Annotated in this window: 16 protein-coding genes; 11 read left to right on the forward strand and 5 right to left on the reverse strand. The window is 66.7% G+C overall.

All coding sequences use genetic code 11. The features are described from left to right. Window positions 1-79: 79 nt before the first annotated feature. Complete coding sequence (locus RZA67_RS07390) at window positions 80-1012, forward strand: M14 family metallocarboxypeptidase (protein ID WP_317212046.1); 933 nt, start codon at window positions 80-82, stop codon at window positions 1010-1012. A gap of 186 nt (window positions 1013-1198) precedes the next feature. Further along, on the forward strand, window positions 1199-3178 hold the full coding sequence (gene betT / locus RZA67_RS07395; protein ID WP_317212048.1) for a choline BCCT transporter BetT: 1980 nt from the start codon (window positions 1199-1201) through the stop codon (window positions 3176-3178). A 201-nt stretch (window positions 3179-3379) separates the two neighbouring features. Here betT and RZA67_RS07400 read toward each other — a convergent pair whose 3' ends face one another. The 3 genes from RZA67_RS07400 to fabR form a co-directional block, all read right to left on the reverse strand. Continuing rightward, window positions 3380-4357 (reverse strand): zinc-binding dehydrogenase, encoded by a 978-nt coding sequence (locus tag RZA67_RS07400; protein WP_317212049.1) that lies wholly within the window; start codon window positions 4355-4357, stop codon window positions 3380-3382. Window positions 4358-4360: 3 nt separating this feature from the next. Next, window positions 4361-5050, reverse strand: coding sequence for a type 1 glutamine amidotransferase domain-containing protein (locus RZA67_RS07405; protein WP_317212050.1), 690 nt, complete (start codon window positions 5048-5050; stop codon window positions 4361-4363). A 143-nt stretch (window positions 5051-5193) separates the two neighbouring features. Further along, window positions 5194-5844: an HTH-type transcriptional repressor FabR gene (gene fabR, locus RZA67_RS07410; protein WP_317212051.1), complete on the reverse strand. Its 651-nt coding sequence runs from the start codon at window positions 5842-5844 to the stop codon at window positions 5194-5196. A gap of 93 nt (window positions 5845-5937) precedes the next feature. Here fabR and RZA67_RS07415 point away from each other — a divergent pair, with 93 nt between their 5' ends. The 8 genes from RZA67_RS07415 to RZA67_RS07450 all read left to right on the forward strand — a co-directional run bounded on the left by RZA67_RS07415 (window position 5938) and on the right by RZA67_RS07450 (window position 12872). Beyond that, window positions 5938-6996, forward strand: a complete 1059-nt coding sequence (locus RZA67_RS07415; RefSeq protein WP_317212052.1) for a ferredoxin reductase — start codon at window positions 5938-5940, stop codon at window positions 6994-6996. Window positions 6997-7008: 12 nt separating this feature from the next. Further along, the gene (locus RZA67_RS07420) at window positions 7009-8145 is read left to right on the forward strand and encodes an acyl-CoA desaturase (protein ID WP_317212053.1); all 1137 of its coding nucleotides are present in this window, start codon (window positions 7009-7011) and stop codon (window positions 8143-8145) included. 214 nt (window positions 8146-8359) lie between these two features. Beyond that, entirely contained in the window at window positions 8360-9319 is a 960-nt protein-coding gene (locus tag RZA67_RS07425) for a glucokinase (RefSeq protein ID WP_317212054.1), read from the forward strand. Next, window positions 9316-10071 carry a copper homeostasis protein CutC gene (locus RZA67_RS07430; protein ID WP_317213940.1) on the forward strand — a complete coding sequence of 252 codons (756 nt, stop codon included), beginning with the start codon at window positions 9316-9318 and terminating at the stop codon, window positions 10069-10071. The genes RZA67_RS07425 and RZA67_RS07430 overlap by 4 nt, the downstream gene beginning before the upstream one ends. A 128-nt stretch (window positions 10072-10199) precedes the next feature. Continuing rightward, window positions 10200-10712 carry a DUF2975 domain-containing protein gene (locus tag RZA67_RS07435; RefSeq protein ID WP_317213941.1) on the forward strand — a complete coding sequence of 171 codons (513 nt, stop codon included), beginning with the start codon at window positions 10200-10202 and terminating at the stop codon, window positions 10710-10712. Next, the gene (locus tag RZA67_RS07440; RefSeq protein ID WP_317212055.1) at window positions 10712-10939 is read left to right on the forward strand and encodes a helix-turn-helix transcriptional regulator; all 228 of its coding nucleotides are present in this window, start codon (window positions 10712-10714) and stop codon (window positions 10937-10939) included. The genes RZA67_RS07435 and RZA67_RS07440 overlap by 1 nt, the downstream gene beginning before the upstream one ends. A 40-nt stretch (window positions 10940-10979) precedes the next feature. After that, a complete protein-coding gene (locus tag RZA67_RS07445; RefSeq protein WP_317212056.1) occupies window positions 10980-12512 on the forward strand; it encodes a TerC family protein in 1533 nt (510 codons plus the stop codon). A gap of 36 nt (window positions 12513-12548) precedes the next feature. Then, complete coding sequence (locus RZA67_RS07450; RefSeq protein WP_317212057.1) at window positions 12549-12872, forward strand: DUF3817 domain-containing protein; 324 nt, start codon at window positions 12549-12551, stop codon at window positions 12870-12872. Window positions 12873-13043: 171 nt separating this feature from the next. On the opposite strand, the gene RZA67_RS07455 is transcribed toward RZA67_RS07450, so the two are convergent. Continuing rightward, complete coding sequence (locus RZA67_RS07455) at window positions 13044-14177, reverse strand: MFS transporter (RefSeq protein WP_317213942.1); 1134 nt, start codon at window positions 14175-14177, stop codon at window positions 13044-13046. A gap of 187 nt (window positions 14178-14364) precedes the next feature. After that, window positions 14365-15363 carry a hypothetical protein gene (locus tag RZA67_RS07460; RefSeq protein ID WP_317212058.1) on the reverse strand — a complete coding sequence of 333 codons (999 nt, stop codon included), beginning with the start codon at window positions 15361-15363 and terminating at the stop codon, window positions 14365-14367. A gap of 417 nt (window positions 15364-15780) precedes the next feature. On the opposite strand from RZA67_RS07460, the gene glgA reads away from it, so the two are divergent. After that, the gene (gene glgA / locus RZA67_RS07465; protein ID WP_317212059.1) at window positions 15781-17325 is read left to right on the forward strand and encodes a glycogen synthase GlgA; all 1545 of its coding nucleotides are present in this window, start codon (window positions 15781-15783) and stop codon (window positions 17323-17325) included. The last annotated feature ends 62 nt before the right edge of the window (window positions 17326-17387 follow it).

Genomic DNA, 17387 nt, shown 5'->3' on the forward strand with positions numbered 1-17387 from the left:
CACCGGGACGGCGTGCAGGGGTGTGTTTGCGAGCGCACCGGGCGATAATCGACTGCCTGTCGACCCTCTGTGAGCAGCCATGAGTGCGAACTCCTTCTATCCGATCGGTACCGCGGGCCGGCCCTGGGGCGCCGCCGAGCGCGCGCAGTGGCGGGCACGGCAGCAGCGTCTTCGCCGCTATGACGTGCTGGTGATGCCGCGCGCGCAGGCGCTTGCGGACCGGTTCGACTGCATCGTGTACGGGACGCTCGACTACGACGACGATCATTACGACCTGGTGGCGCTGCGCAGCCGGAACTGGAACCCCGCGCTGCCCGCCGTGCTTGTTACCGGCGGCGTGCATGGTTACGAAACCAGTGGCGTGATGGGTGCTCTGCAGTTCATGGAAACGCGTGCAGCCAACTATGCAGACCGCGTCAACCTGCTGGTCGTGCCCTGCGTCAACCCCTGGGGCTTTGAGCGGATCAACCGGTGGAACCGCGATGCCGTGGACCCGAACCGCAACTTCCGCCCTGACGGACCGGCGCGCGAGTCCACCGCGCTGCTGGAACTGCTGGAGCCGCTGCGGGGCCAGTTCGTGGCCCACGTCGACCTGCACGAAACCACCGACAGTGACGAGAGTGAGTTCCGGCCGGCACTCGCCGCACGCGATGGCAAGGCGTTTGAACCCGGCTCGATTCCCGATGGGTTCTATCTGGTTGACGACACGGAAAACCTGCAACCTGCCTTCCAGCAGGCAGTAATTGCCGCCGTGGAGCGCGTGACCCACATCGCGCCTGCCGACGCGCGTGGAGAAATCATTGGTTCGCCGGTGCTGGCGCACGGGGTGATTGCCTACCCACTGGCGCAGCTTGGCCTGTGCGCGGCGATCACCGGCGCGCGCTTCACCACCACGACCGAGGTTTACCCGGACAGCCCGCGTGCCACGGCCGAACAGTGCAATGACGCCCAGGTCGCCGCAGTGTGCGCGGCGATCGACTTCGCGCTGGCCGACGGCGGTCAGCGCGGCTGAACGCGGCCGGGTCAGCGCATCCGCGGCAGATCGAGTGGGTGACGCGATTGCCCGGTCTATTTTCCGGGTTTATCGACCGATAGAAGAAGATAGGCGCATCTTACTGTCCTTCATGGCGTTTCGACGTCGCGCGTGCCATGTTCCGGCAGCTCTTTCCCCCCACATCGACACCGGAGAAGGCCGTCCATGGAAGCCCTGGAGCCTCAACCCCACCCGGTGCGCACTCTCCGACCCGTGTTCGCCCTGGCGGCGATCGTGGTCGTGGCGTTCGCCACCTTCGTCAGTTTTTTCCCGCTTGGTGCCGGCCGCCTGCTGATGCAGGCGCAGGACTGGGCGGCTTCCAACGTCGGCTGGTATTACCTGCTGGCGATGACGCTGTACCTGCTGTTCGTCGTGATCACCGCGCTGTCGCCCTACGGCAACATCAAGCTTGGGGCCGATCATGACGAGCCGGAGTTCAGTTATCTCTCCTGGGCCGGGATGCTGTTCGCAGCCGGGATCAGCATCACGCTGTTCTTCTTCTGCGTGTCCGAACCGCTGACCCACTACATGAACCCGCCACAGGGGGGGGCGGCTGCGGGCGAGGCCGGCGCGCGCCAGGCGATGCAGGTGCTGTTCCTGCACTGGGGCCTGCATGGCTGGGGCGTGTTCGCGCTGGCCGCGATGGCCATGGGTTACTTCGCCTATCGCCACAACCTGCCGCTGGCCCTGCGCTCGGCGCTGTATCCACTGATCGGCAACCGCATCAACGGGCCGATCGGCTACACCGTGGACGCGCTGGGGATCGTCGCCACCGTGTTCGGGCTGGGCGCGGACATGGGTTTTGGTGTGCTGCATCTCAATGCCGGCCTGTCGCACCTGTTCAACGTACCCCACGCGCACGTGGTGCAGGTCATCCTGGTCGCGGTGATGATGGGAGCTGCGGTGATCGTGGCGGTTTCCGGCGTGGAGAAGGGCGTGCGCTGGATGTCCAACATCAACATGGTGCTGGCCATCGCGCTGGTGCTGTTCATGCTGTTCGCCGGGCCCACCCAGTACCTGCTGGCCACACTGATGCAGAATGCCGGTGATTATCTCGGCAGCGTCGTCGGCAAGAGCTTTGACATGTACGCCTACGGCGGCACACCGGGCTGGATGGGCGGCTGGACGGTGTTCTACTGGGCCTGGTGGATCGGGTGGGCGCCGTTCGTCGGCCTGTTCATCGCGCGCATTTCGCGTGGCCGGACGATCCGCCAGTTCGTGTTCGGCGTGCTCTTCATTCCACTCGGTTTCACCCTCGCCTGGCTGTCCATCTTCGGCAACAGCGCACTGGACCAGGTGCTGCACCACGGGCAGCAGCAGCTGGCGCACCTGGCGGTGGACAACCCGCCCGAGGTGCTCTACGCGCTGCTGGACGGCTATCCCTGGAGCCGCCTGGTGATCGGCGTGACGGTATTCATCAGCTTCGTGTTTTTCGTGACCTCGGCCGATTCGGGCGCGGTGGTACTGTCCACGCTGTCCTCGCATGGCGGAAGTCCTGAGGATGACGGTCCCAAGTGGCTGCGCGTGTTCTGGGGCGCGGTCATTGCCGTGGTGACCTCGGGCCTGCTGCTGGCCGGGAACATGGACGCGCTCAAATCGGCGGTGGTACTGGCATCACTGCCGTTCTCGGCGGTGCTGCTGCTGATGGCCTGGGGTCTGATGCGGGCGTTCAGTGATGAAAGTCATCGTCGCCGCGCGCAGCAGTACCGTGCCTCGCCGCTGGTCGGTGCCAGCCGTCATCACCAGGGGTGGCGTCAGCGCCTGGGTCAGGCGGTCCAGTTCCCCGCACGCGACCAGGTCTATCTGTTCATGGACGAGGAGGTGAAACCGGCGCTGGACGCGGTGGCCGAGCAGCTGCGCGAGCAGGGCTGGAAGGTGCAGACCCGGATCGAGTCGGGTGACATGGAGTTGTCCGTCGACCATGGCGAGCAGCAGGACTTCCTGTACCGGGTGATCCTCAGCGGCTACCGCACGCCGAGCTTCGCCGCGCGACAGAACCGCAACCAGCGCTACTACCGTGCCGAGGTGCATCTGTACGAGGGCAGCCAGGACTATGACCTGGTGGGCTACAGCCGCGCGCAGATCATCAACGACATCATCAGCCAGTACGAGCGCCACGTGCAGTTCCTGCATCTGAGCCGGTAGCGCCGGGCGTTGCCGCGCGTGCCGGGCTCTGCCGGGCTGCTCTCCGGTCACCGCTACGCCAACGGCCGCGCTGGGCGCTCGCCGGGAACAGCCCGTCGCTTCGAACAGCGCACTTCGGTAGGTGACGACCGTTGGTCGTCACGCCGATACCCTGGAGCGTGACGACCAACGGTCGTCACCTACCGGCGCCGGGGGCCTGCGTCAGGGGCGCAGCAGGATCTTGCCGGTGCGTCCCGAAGCCAGGCTGGCGGCGGCGGCCTCAGCGGCCTGTTCCAGCGGGAAGATCTTTTCCACCGGCAGCCGCAGTTCACCAGCGGCAGCGCGCTTCAGCAGCTCGCCGACGAGCCGACGCTTGTCCTCCACAGCCATGGCCTGGCTCACTTTGCTGCCCCAGAAACCCTTCACCGTGGCCTGCTTGAAGATCACCGCGCCAGAGGGAATCTGCATCGGTTCGCCCGTCATCGAGCCGAACGAGACCAGCGTGCCGCCGTCGGCCAGCAGACTGACAAGATCCCCGCTGGCAGTGCCGCCCACCGAGTCGACCGCTGCAACCGCGCCGGTGTCGCCCATCGCTGCCCGAGCCTTGTCCTGCCAGCCGTCCTGTGCAGTGGAGATCACGTTCTCCACGCCGACCGCGGCCAGCTCTTCGATGCCTGCATCGCGTCGGACCAGGTTGAGCACATGGACCCCGCGGGCAGCGGCCAGCATGGCCAGCGTTTTGCCAACCGCGCCATTGGCCGTGTTCTGTACGATCCACTGGCCCGCCCGCACATCCAGAAACTCCAGCAGCATCAGTGCGCTCAGCGGCATGGCGATCAGCTGTGCCGCTGTTTCGTCGGCAATGCTGTCCGGCATCGGGATGACCATCCGCGACGGTGCGATGAAGGCCTCTGCCCAGGTGCCGTGTACCGAGGCGGCGGCCACGCGCTGGCCGACCTGCAGGTCGGTCACGCCGTCACCCAGCGCGTCGATGATGCCCAGCCCCTCGCTGCCGCCGATCGCCGGTAGCGGCGGCTTGTATCCGTACTGGCCACGGATGGTCCACAGGTCATGGTTATGGATGGGGGTGAGAATGGTGCGGATGCGCACCTCGCCCGCGGCTGGCGTGGGAAGGGCGTCCTCGCCAGCGGCAAGGACCTGTGCCGGTTCGCCGAACCGGGTGTGTCGTGCACTGCGCATGGCTCAGACGTCCTTGCGCTGGAGAAGGCGCAGCAACGCCTGCGCGGCATCCTCGCTGCTGGCCGGGTTCTGCCCGGTGACCAGCAGGCCATCCTCGACTACGTGCACGCTCCAGTCGGCGCCCTTGCTGTAGTCGGCGCCGAGGCGCTTGAGTTCGTCTTCGACCAGGAACGGCACCACCTTGGTCAGGCCAACCGCCTCTTCTTCGCTGTTGGTGAAGCCGGTGACCTGGCGGCCGGCGACCAGCGGCGTCCCGTCCAGTGCCTTGGCGTTGCGCAGCACGCCGGGTGCATGGCAGACCAGCGCCAGCGGGGTGCCATCACGCACCGCACTTTCGATCAGCTGCAACGACGTGCGGTCGTTGGCCAGATCCCACAGCGGTCCATGCCCACCGGGATAGAAGACCGCATCGTAGTCGGCCAGGTTGATCGCATCCAGCCGCAGCGTCGTGGCCAGGGCGCGCTGCGCGTCCTTGTCGCTGCCGAACCGGTGGGTCGCCTCGGTCTGTGCATCCGGCTCATCGCTCTTGGGGTCCAGCGGCGGCTGTCCGCCGGCCGGGGAGGCCAGAGTGACGACGGCGCCAGCATCGGCGAACACGTAGTAGGGCGCGGCAAACTCTTCAAGCCAGAAGCCGGTCTTCTTGCCGGTATCGCCCAGCTGGTCGTGAGAGGTCAACACCATCAGGATCTTCATGGAACGCACCATGTGGGAGGGGCGTCCAGCATCGCAGGGCATTGGCTAAGGGCGCGTGGAGGCGGGCACGACAGACCGCTGCCAGCGGCAATCCGCGCACACTGCTTCAGCGCGCGGCAAGCCTGGGCATCCCGGCGGCCCGCTCAGCCGCGGCGAAAGGCACGCGGACTGCGCGCGCCGATGATGATCATCCGCACCATCGTGGAGATCTGCTCGACAAGCTCGGGGTCTTTCTCCGGCGGCTGGTCCATCGCCGCCGCGCCCATGGCAAACACCAGCCGGGTGATCGCTGCCGATGCCAGCTCGGGCGCATGCAGGGCCGCTCCGTCCAGGGCTGCCAGCCGCACCAGGTCGTGCTGCAGTTCTTCCTCGAAGTAGTGCAGCTCGCGCTCGACGGCGTGCTTGAAATCGTCCGAGCCCACTGCGCCTTCGCGCAGCAGCACATGCAGCAGCTTGTCATCGGCACGCAGCTGCTCGATGAAGGTTTCCACCGAAACGCGTACCACGCTGGTCGAGGTCGACGTAGCACGACGTCGCGCCTGGCCAATGATGGTACGCAGCGACCGGCCGGCAAGGTCGATCAGCGCGATCGCCAGCTCGTCCATGTCGCGGAACTGCCGGTAGAAGCTGTTCGGCGCGATGCCGGCTTCGCGCGCGACTTCGCGCAGGCTGAGCGTGGACAGGCTGCGATTGGGCCCGATCAGCTTGAGCGCAGCTGCCAGCAGATCCTCACGGGTGACCGTGCGGCGGGCCGGGGTGGCGTCGTCCGGAGAGGGCAGGGCGATCTGGGTCATGGGGCGGCCGGTATGACAAGGCTGAATCATACCCAATTATGGGCGGTATACACCTGTATACACATCTGTATCTGCACACGTATAGTGCGAGGCATGAACGCTGCCGTCCGTCCTCCATTGGTTTCGCCGCAACGCTGGCTGTCTCCGGGCCTGTTCGATTTCTGGGCCGGCAAGCTCAACCCGCTGTGGACCCTGCAGCAGCCGATGGCGCGTCTGTTGCGCCGTGAACCGGCCGGAGAGGGCGCGTCGACACTGGTGCTGCGCACCAACCGTCATTGGCGCGGCATGCAACCGGGCCAGCATGTGACGCTCGGGGTAGAGTTGGACGGGCGCATCCTCCAGCGCAGCTACAGTCCGACTCTGCTGGGGCGGCGCGAACTGGCGATCACCGTGAAAACGGTCGACGGCGGCAGGGTCAGCCATCATCTTGCCGAGCAGGCCAAGCCGGGAACGGTGTTCCATATCGGCCAGGCGTTTGGTGAGTTCAGTCTGCCTGCCCACCCCGCACCGCTGCTGCTGCTCGCGGCGGGCAGCGGCATCACGCCCATGCGGAGCCTCCTGCGCAACCTGCTGCAATCGCCGCTGCGCGCGCCGGTGGATCTGTTCTACTGGGAGCGTGACGCTGGCCGCTTCAATTTTGCCGACGAGCTGGCAGCGATGGCGGCCGGCGAACCGCAGCTGGGCGTCCACCTGTGCGCTACGCGTGGCAGCGCACCGGCGCTGCGGGTGGACCAGCATGCACTGGGCGCGCTGGAGCCGTCGGCGCTGCTGCAGCGCCAGGTGCTGGCCTGCGGCCCGGATGGATTCGTCGCGGCGGCGCGTGCGCGCCTGCAGGGGCAGGTGGCCGGCTTCCAGGCCGAAGCCTTCACCCCGCCGGTGGTCAGTGACCTGACAGGCACTGTGCAGCTCACCCTGGCCCGCAGTGGCCGGCAGCTGACCGTGCCGCGCGGACAGTCGCTGCTGGAAAGTCTGGAAGCCCAAGGCATCAAGCCGAAGCATGGCTGCCGCATGGGCATCTGCAATACCTGCACCTGCACCCGCATGAGCGGGGGTACCCGCCATCTGCGGACCGGCGAGGAGCAGGGCGAACCTGCACATCCGCTGCGCATCTGCATCAACGCACCGACGACCGACCTGGTCCTGGACCTGTAAGGAACTGTTTCGATGAGCCGCTCCCGTGACCGTGTGCTGTCTCCCTCCGAACTCAACGCTTTCGGCGCCGAGCTCGACGCCATCCGCGATGGGGTGATCAGCACGCTAGGCGCCGCCGACACCCGCTATATCCGCCGCGTCGCGGCCGCCGTACGCTGGTGCGGTGTGCTCGGTCGCATCCTGCTGTTCGTCGGCGCGTTCTCGCCGCTGTTCTGGGCAGCATTGCTGTGGCCGGCGTGCATTGCCGGCACGTTGCTGCTGGCCTTGGCCAAGATCCTGGAGAACATGGAACTGGGGCATAACGTGATGCACGGCCAGTACGACTGGACCGGCGACCCCAAGCTCGATGGCAACCGCTACGAGTGGGACATCGTGGCGACGAGCGACAACTGGCGCAAGACCCATAACTTCCGCCACCACACCTACACCAACGTGCGCGGCATGGACGATGACATCGGCTACGGCCTGCTGCGCATCTTCCCCGAGCAGCGCTGGCGTCCGTTCTACCTGCTGCAGCCGCTGATCGCGCCGGTGTTCGCGCTGATGTTCCAGTGGGGCGTGGCGATCCAGGACCTGCGCATTGGCCGCTGGCTGAAAGGGCGCATCAGCGCGCGTCAACTGTGGGCGCATACGCGGCCGGTAGGCGTCAAGATGGCCCGCCAGCTCGGCAAGGACTATGTGCTGTTCCCGGCGCTGGCCGGTCCGTTCTTCCTGCCGGTGCTGCTGGGCAACCTGGTGGCCAATGGGCTGCGCAATCTGTGGACCTACACCATCATCTTCTGTGGTCACTTCACCGCCGAGGCCGAGACCTTCCCCAAGGAGTGCCTGCGCAATGAGTCGCGCGGTCACTGGTACCTGCGCCAGCTGCGCGGCTCCTCCAACCTGACCGGCGGCTGGGTGATGAACGTGCTCTCCGGCAATCTGAGCCACCAGATCGAACACCACTTCTACCCGGATCTGCCGGCCAGCCGCTATGCAGCGATTGCGGTGCAGGTCAAGGACATCTGCCGCCGCTACGGCCAGCACTACAACACCGGGTCACTGCCGCGCCAGTTCGGGCAGGTCATGTGGCGCATCGTGCGCCATGCGTTCCCGAGCCGTCCGCTGGCACTGCCGGGTGCTGCGCAGCCGACGCCGGATCCGGCCTGATCGATGCTCTGGTCGTCCGCGCCGGACTCGCCGGCGTGGACGGCAGCGCTGCAGGAACAGCCTTGCGCGCCGTTCGCTGCTGCATTGCCCGCTTTGCAAAGCGCAGGCGATCACACAGAATCGGCGGCATGAAATTGTCTTCGCTCAAAGGCTGCCGGTGAACATCGCTACCCCGTCCTCCGGCACTTCCGGTCCTTCGTCCCGGTCAGCGGACATGCCCTTGCTCGTGGCCGACGTCGGCGGCACGTTCGCCCGCGTCGCCTGGGCGGGCGAGGATGGCTCAGGCCCGGTGCTGCATGGACTGCAACGCTACCGCTGTGCCGACCATCCGAGTCTTGCAGCGATTCTTTCAGCCTTCTCGCTCAGCACGCCACCGCCGCGGGGCAGCCGCAGTCTGGCCCGTGCGGTTGTGGCCATCGCCGGCGTGATGCAGGGCGATGCGCTGGTCAATGCCAATCTCGCCTGGCCGGTATCGCTGCGGGAAACCCGTGAGCAGGCCGGGCTGCATGGTCTGGAACTGATCAACGATTTTGAGGCCATCGCCCTGGCCGTGCCATTCCTGCGCAGCGACCAGCGCAGTCTGGTGCATGCTGGCGGCAGCGGGTCCCCGCAGTGGCCGGCGCTGGTTCTCGGGCCCGGCACGGGGCTGGGTGCTGCGCTGTGCTTTGCCGATGGCAGTCGCCGTGTGCTGAGCAGCGAGGCAGGCCATGCGGCCCTTGCCGCCGGCAATTCAATCGAGCTTGCGGTGGTGGCCCAGCTGCTGCAACGCTGGCCGCATGTGGGCAACGAACGCGTGCTGTCCGGTACGGGGCTGCTCAATCTCTACCAGACACTTGCCGGCGTGGAAGCGCAGACGGTGCGATGGCACAGCACCGAAGCGCTGCTGGCCGCCGCAAAGGGGGGCGAGGATGCGCTTGCCGTGCGCACCGTTGAGGTGTTCTGCGCATGGCTGGGCAGTCTGGTGGGCGATCTGGCGCTGACGTTCGGTGCACGTTCGGTGTTCCTGGCCGGCGGCATCACCGAACACGTGGCTGACTTCCTGGCAGCGCCGGCGTTCGGCGCGCGGATGGTCGACAAGGGCGTGCTCGGCGCGATGCTGCGCCAGGTACCGGTGTGGCGTGTTGAGGATGCGGCCATCGGTGTCATGGGTGCAGCGGCGTGGACACCCGGCTGAGCGGTGTGATGGAGCTGGAGATCGCCTGCGGCTGCCTGCCCTCGGCGCTTTCCGCCCAGTCAGGCGGGGCCGATCGTCTGGAACTGTGCGGCGATCTTGCCAACGGTGGCACCACACCCTCGTGGGGAACACTTCGACAGGTGCGCCAACGGGTGCAGTTACCGCTGTTCGTGCTGGTGCGGCCGCGAGCGGGCGACTTCGTTTACAGCGAAGACGAGGCGCAGGTGATGCTCGACGATATCGCCTGCTGCCGTCAGCTTGGCTGCGATGGTGTGGTGATCGGTGCGCTGACCGCCGAATGCGCGGTCGACACGGCGCTGTGCGGGCGCCTGATCGATGCGGCCGGGCCGCTTGCAGTGACCTTCCATCGCGCCTTCGACCTGGTGGTCGACCGGCGTGCGGCGCTGGAGGCAGTGGTCGCGCTGGGATGCCAGCGCATTCTCAGCTCGGGTGGGCAGCCCGACGCGCTGACGGGAAGCGCAGTGCTTGCCGCCGACATGGCGGCGGCGGCAGGTCGCATCGCGATCATGGCAGGAGCGGGCGTCAATGCCGGCAACGTGGCCGAGCTGGTGAAGCGTACGGGCTGCAGACAGGTGCATGCCTCGGCCAGCCGGCTGCACTGTCCTTCTTCCGGCGGGAAGCCGGCGCCCGCGCTGCCGGGGCTGGCACCGGCCTACCGGCAGACCGATGCGCAGGCGGTGGCCGCGCTGCGGCAGGCGTTGGCGGCCATTGAAGGTCACGCTGGCGTCTAGATCACGCGTGGTCGGACTGGACACGTTGCATCATATCGTTTATCAATAAACGACGGCGCCGGTTGGGGCTGCCGGTTCCAGGAGGCGGTGTGTCCAGCAGTACCGGTCGTGAGGGCGAGCCCCGCGGCATCTTCAACCTGACCCGTTGTGCCATCCACGCGGTTGGGATTCTCTGCTGGCTCGGCATCGCCGCTGCACTGACCGCTTTGCCGCTGGTCGTCTCGACACCTGCCTGGCTGCTGGGCAGCATCGAACCTGCCGTGGTCGCCGCTCATGGCGATGGTCCGCATCTGCTGCTGCATTTCTGCGCCGGATTGCTGGTCATCGTGCTGCTGCTCGCCCTGGGGCTGGTCTTCCTGCGTCAGCTGCAGCGCTTCGTGGCATCCATCGGTCAACGCCAGCCATTCACCGATGGCAACGTCAGGCGTCTACGTCGCATGGCCTGGCTGATGCTGGTCATGGAGCTGCTGTCGATCCTGATCGGCCTGTATGCCACGTGGATGGGGCCGCCGTTTGCCTGGATGGAGATCGGCGGTGGCATGTCCATCACCGGCTTGATCGCGGTGCTGATGCTGTTCGTGATGGCGCATGTGTTCGCCGTGGGCACGGCCATGCGCGAAGACCTGGACCGTGTGGTCTGATGGCCATCGTCGTTGCACTGGATCAACTGCTGCGCGAACGCGGCATGACCCTGTCCGAGCTGGCCGACCGTGTCGACATCACGGTGGCCAATCTCTCAATACTGAAAACCGGCAAGGCGCGTGCCATCCGGTTTTCCACGCTGGATGCGATCTGCCGCGAACTGCACTGTGCACCGGGTGACCTGCTCGGACGCGACCCTGCGCGCGGACAGGATGATGCGCTCTGAAAATCCTGCCTTCAACTGACCTGGACTGACTGGAATCCTCATGGAATGGCTTGCCGACCCCTCGATCTGGATGGGGCTTGCAACACTGGTGGTGCTCGAGATCGTGCTCGGCATCGACAACCTCGTCTTCATCGCGATCCTTGCCGACAAGCTGCCACCGCATCAGCGCGACAAGGCACGGGTGATCGGGCTGTGCCTGGCGCTGCTGATGCGGCTGGTACTGTTGGCGGCGCTGGCCTGGATCATGAAGCTGACCACGCCGCTGTTCAGTGTGCTCGACCATGCGTTCTCCGGGCGCGACCTGATCCTGCTGTTCGGCGGCCTGTTCCTGCTGTTCAAAGGCACGATGGAGCTGCACGAGCGGCTGGAAGGGCGCGACCATGAAGCCGATGGCAAGAAAGCGTTTGCCAGCTTCGGCCTGGTGGTCACCCAGATCGTCGTGCTCGATGCGGTGTTCTCGCTGGACTCGGTCATCACCGCTGTGGGTATGGTCGACAATCTGGGGGTGATGTATGCGGCGGTGACCATCGCCATGTCGGTGATGCTGTTGGCCAGCAAACCGCTGACCCGCTTTGTCAACAAGCATCCGACCGTGGTGGTGCTGTGTCTGGGCTTCCTGCTGATGATCGGCTTCAGCCTGGTGGCCGAAGGCCTGGGCTTCAAGATCCCCAAGGGGTATCTGTACGCGGCCATCGCGTTCTCGATCATGGTGGAAGCCTTCAACCAGTGGGTGCGCTTCAACCGCGAGCGTGATGCGGCGCTGGTGCCGTTCCGACAGCGCACGACCGATGCCGTACTGCGGATGTTCGGTGCGCGCGATGGCCGCCAGGAACACGACGACGCAGAAGACGCGCAGGGCGCGCAGGGCGATCGTCTGCAGCCAGCCGAGCAGGACATGATCCGCAGCGTGCTGACCCTGGCCGAGCGGCCGGTGTCGAGCGTGATGACCGTGCGCACCGACGTGGAATGGCTGGACATCAGCCGTAGCCCGCAGGACATCATCGCGCGGCTCATTGCCAGCCCGCATACCCGCCTGCTCGTGGCCGACGGCGATCTGGACCGCCTGCGTGGTGTCGTGCAGAGCCGCGACCTGCTGGCCGGCCTGCTGCAGGGCCGGCCGCTGCAGCTGGAAGAGAATCTCCGTCAGGCCCAGTTCGTGTCCAGCACGGCCAGTGCGCTGCAGGCGCTGGAGCTGATCCGGCAGCATCCGGTACCGTTGGCGGTGGCGGTGGATGAATATGGCAGCGTGGAGGGCCTGGTGACGGCCAACGATCTGCTGGCCGCGATTGCCGGCGATCTGGCCGACACCCAGGACGACCGCTACGGCATCGAACTGATCGCCGAAGGACAGTGGGAGGCCGACGGTGCACTCACGCTGGAGGATCTGCAGCGCCAGGCGGGCATCCGCTTTGCGCGCAGCACCGACTATCAGACGCTGTCCGGTTTGCTGCTGCACACGCTGGAGCGCATGCCGGAGCAGGGCGATCGCATCGAGCACGAGGGGTACGCGCTGCGGGTGCTGTCGATGGCCAAGCGCCGCGTGGGCCGCATTGCCCTGCAGCGACTGGACTGATCCGCGTCGTCGTTACGTTGAATGAGGAGGCCGCTGATGCACACGTCGACACCAATGAGTCCCACCGGCCGCGTGTTTGCTGCGGTGGCCCTGTTTGAAGCCTTCACCTGGGCAGGGCTGCTGCTGGGCATGTTGCTCAAGTACGGCACTGGAACGACCGAGCTGGGCGTATGGGTGTTCGGCCGTCTGCACGGCGGGGCGTTTGTGCTGTACGCCGTCGTTGCCCTGGTCGCTGGTCTGAAGCTGCGCTGGCCCTGGTGGGCCACCGTACTGGCCGTGCTGGCAGCGGTACCGCCGCTGGTGACCCTGCCGCTGGAGATCTGGTATCGCCGGCGCGGTCTGCTGGCCAGCGCCACGTAGCGCCGGGCTCTGCCCGGCAGAACGTACAGCGTCGCGGCATTCGGTAGGTGACGACCGTTGGTCGTCACGCTGGTAAGCGCGCGGTTCTGCCCGGCGAGCACGCAGCGCGGCTTAAGCGCGACCCTGCCAGAAAAGCAGCCGGGCCGGCAACGATGTGCCGGGCCATGCCGGTCACGCACGTGCCGCGCGTTGCCCCAGCAGGCCGACCAGCAGCAATGCCGCCATCGCCAGGCAGAAGGCCATCACCAGACTGCTGGCCTGTGCCACAAACCCAATCAACGCAGGACCTGCCAGCACGCCGGCATAGCCCAGTGTGGTGACGGCTGGAATGGCCAGGGATTCGGGCATGACCTTCTGCCGCCCCGCCAGCGAAAACAGCGCCGGCACCACGTTCGCACAACCGATGCCGATCAGTGCATAACCCGGCAGCGCCACGGTCAAGCCCGCTCCGAAAGTGGCGAGCGCGAACCCGGCCGCTGCGACCACGGTGCCGACGAGGATGGCACGTGCGTAGCCGAGTGCGCTGATGACCCGATCACCGGCCAACCGGGTCAGCGTCATGGCGACAGCGAACACGAAAAACGCGACGCCGGCCTGATGCTCGGGTACGCCCTGCACGTCATGCAGAAACACCGCGCTCCAGTCGAGCATCACGCCTTCAGCAAGGAACGCGACAAAGCACATCAGGCCGATCAGCAGCACCACACCGTGGGGTGCGGCAAACATGGGCGCATCGTCCGGCGCGCGGTCCCGACGCCAGTGCGGGGCTGCCAGCACCGTGACACCCGCCATGCCGCCCACCAGAAGCAGGACGGCCACCCAAGGGGCCATGCCCACCCAAAGCAGCACGGTCATCGCCGCCGCGCCGACGGCACCGCCAATGCTGTAGAACGCATGAAAGCCCGACATCATCGGACGACCTGCATCGCGCTCGACCATCACGGCCTGCATGTTCATGATGCAGTCGCAGGCGCCCACGCCCGCACCAAAAACGAACAGCGTCATGCCGAGCATCAATGGGGTGGCCGCGACGGCCAGCAACGGCAGGGCCAACATGGCCACCACCAGCGTCAACAACAGGACCCGGCGGCAGCCGACACGCGCGGCAAGCGCGCCCGCCAGCGGCATCGCCAGCATCGAGCCGGTGCCCAGGCACAGCAGCGCCAACCCCAAGCTGGCCTCATCCAGATCGGTGCGATTTCTGGCGAAGGGAACCAGTGGCGCCCAGGCCGCGGTAGCGAATCCGGGCAGGAAGAACACCGCACGTGTGGCGTGCTGCTGGAGACGTGCGGTGGAGGCAGACAATGTGGGCATGGGTACCTGAGCGGAACTCGACAAGCGGGTGGATCACGCGCGAGGCGCGCGGCGCGCGGCGCTGCCAAAGCATGCCCGAGTGGCTGCCGCCCTGCACGCCGATGCATGCGCGTGCATACGTATTCGGGGCAGCACGCGGGGAGCAGATCATCGTGCATGCAGACCAGCGCCGCCTGTGTCAGCGCGACCAGGTCTGCTGGAAGAAGTCGATAACCTCATCGGCCAGCTGCGCCTGCACCCGGCGGCGGTCGACGCCCGGCGGGTCACTGCAGAGCGTCGGCAGCGCAGTGGCGAGCGGGGGCGGGCAGGGGGCCAGGTAGACGTAGTGGCCGGCGCCGACCACCGCGCGCCAGTCACGCAGCGCAGCAACGCCATCGCGTACGGCCAAAGCGTTCCAACGGGGCAGCAGCACGTCGTCGGCCATGGCGGCATGCAGGAAGACCGGCCGCTGGACCAGCGCCAACGCCTGCGCGTCATAGAACACTGCCAGAGGTGCCATCAGGAATGCGGCGCTGATCCGGCTGTCCTGGAGCGGCCGGCGCTGTTCCAGCGCAGGTGCGTCGGCGGGTGCCTGCAGACAGAGCTCCTCGTCCTGCGGGTGCTGCTGGCAGTAGCGCACGCGGCGCGCCGGATCGGGCTCGGCGCCGAGCAGCGCCAGTGCGGTATGGCCACCAGCGGAAAAGCCTGCTATTCCGATACGGTGCGGGTCGATGAGTGCGGCCCACTCCGGGTCGGCGAGCAGGGTGTCCAGCAGCGAGGAGACCTGCCAGGCGCGGCCCAGCAGGACGCGCTCGGTGCCGAAGCCACTCTGGTCCAGGTGGCTGTCGCCGGCATGCTCAATGGCCGCCACCAGGAAGCCGGCCTCGGCCAAGGCCACAGCAAGCGGATGATGGCCAAGGGCGCTGCCTCCATGGCCATGCGAAATGAGCACGAGCGGGTGCGGACCCGTCTGGCGGGGCAGCCCGAAGCTGGCGTCGACGACGTAAGGGCCGATACGGGTCGGCGCGCCCTGGGCAGGACTGGGATAGAACAGCATTGCGGGCATGCGTGTGTCTGTCGTCGGCTCGTGCACCTGCAGTTGCACGATCCCGGTCGCGGCGGCAGCGGGCGCCGCGGTCGGCAACAGGCAGGCGATCAGCAGACAGCGCAGAATCGGCAGCAGGGACATCGGGCGCATCGCACTTCCTTGTGGTCGGGTGTTCAGAAGACCCTCAATCGCTGCGCATGGCACGTCCCATCGGTCATCTAAACCTTTCCGCTCGTCAGAGCGCCGCGCCATGCCGGCAGAGCCGTGCCGCAGCCTTTCGACGCCGCGCCCCCGCAGCGCAGCCAGGAGTGGCAGGGGCCGCGCGCCGTAATTGCCCGCTCAGTGGAGTCCGCAATGCACGGCGCGCCACGTTGAGCGCGCCATGCCACGTCCACGTTCCCCCTTCTTTGTCGAGGCGGTGGCAAGAGGCCGGGTTTCGCGTGGTCGATCGATCGACGGCAAGTATAGATTCGATCGCAAGCCAGGGACTCAATCTATCTCCCTGACCTGTCACCGCGCGCGGTCCCAACGCCGCGCACGTCTTTCGGCCCACGCTAGGAGCGCATCATGAGCGCCGTCGTTGAAATGTCGCGCCATCACCCTGTCTCCACTCCGTTGCGAGCGCCACTGCGCGGCGCGCAGCGCAGCCGCGACGCGCGAGGTCGCTTCCTCTCGCTCGTTGAGCCGGCACGCCGCGCCGCTCCGGTCCTGTTCGTGGTGTCGGAGATGGCGGACTTCCTCAAAGCAGGCGGTCTGGGCGACGTGGCTGCGGCGCTGCCCCGCGCACTGCGCCACCAGTGTGACATGCGCGTGCTTATACCGGGCTATCCGTCCGTGCTGGCCGGCATGCAGTTCCTTCGTCACGTGGGAACCATTGCCGGACGGGCAGGGCTCCCGGACTGTGATCTTGCACTGGGCCGTCAGGCGGATGGATTACCGGTCTACGTACTGCTCAACGCGGCGCTGTATGAGCGCGCGGGCTCCCCATATGTGGATGCGTCCGGCCAGGCGTGGGTCGACAACGCGGTGCGCTTTGCCACGCTCTCCCATGCTGCTGCGCGCATCGGCGCCGGTCAGGGAGATCCTGACTGGCAGCCGTCGCTGCTGCATCTGAACGACTGGCCGACTGCGCTGGCTGCCGCCTATGTGCGCGCCGACAACGGCGATGTACCCAGCGTGCTTACGATCCACAACCTGGCCTACCAGGGCCTGTTCGACTGCACCCACGCCCCACAGCTCGGCCTGGATGGCGATGCGTTGGACGCCCTGCGGTTTCACGGCCAGCTGTCGTTTCTCCAGGCCGGCATCAACTGTGCGACACGGATCAACACTGTAAGCCTGCACTACGCGCGCCAGATCACCACCGCCGCCGACGGCTGCGGTCTGCATGCGCTGCTGGCCCAACGCGAGGCCGAGGGACATCTCAGTGGCATCGTCAACGGCATCGATGAGAGCTGGAATCCGTCTGGTGATCGCCACCTGCGCGCGACGTTCAGCGCGCAACACTGTGCTGGCCGCGCGCAGAACGCGGCAGCGGTAAGGGAGGCGTTCGGCCTGCAGTACACCACCGGCCCTCTGTTCGCCGTGGTATCGCGACTGGTACACCAGAAAGGGCTTGATCTGACTTGCGCGGTGGCTCCGCAGATCATCGCCGTTGGTGGGCAGCTGGTGGTGATCGGCTCGGGCGAGCCCGCGGTCGAAGCGCAGGTGCGGGAGCTGGGCCATCGCTATCCGGGGCAGGTGGGCGTGTGGATCGGCTTTGAAGAGGCGCTGGCTCGCAAGATGTTTGGCGGTGCTGATTTCCTGCTGATGCCCTCGCGCTTCGAGCCCTGCGGCCTGAGCCAGATGTATGCGCAGCGTTTTGGCTGCCTGCCGCTGGCACACGCAACCGGGGGGCTGGTAGACACCGTCGAGGATGGTGTCACCGGATTCCTGTTTCACGAGGCCAGCGTCGATGCACTGAGCGGCTGTGTCCAGCGGGCCATGCGTACCTTCGGTATGCCCACATTGATGCAGGCGATGCGCCGCGCCGCCATGCTCACGCCAGCCGGCTGGGATCGGGCGGGCCGACTGTACCTTGATCTGTACCAGCAGATGGGAGTGGCGGCGTGAACGGTTCCCTGGCTCCTGCCGAGATTCCATCGGCCGCGACAAAGCGCAGCGCGCGCCGCAGC

Source organism: Stenotrophomonas sp. C3(2023) (genome assembly GCF_032911385.1).
In the GTDB taxonomy this organism is placed as follows: Bacteria; Pseudomonadota; Gammaproteobacteria; order Xanthomonadales; family Xanthomonadaceae; genus Stenotrophomonas.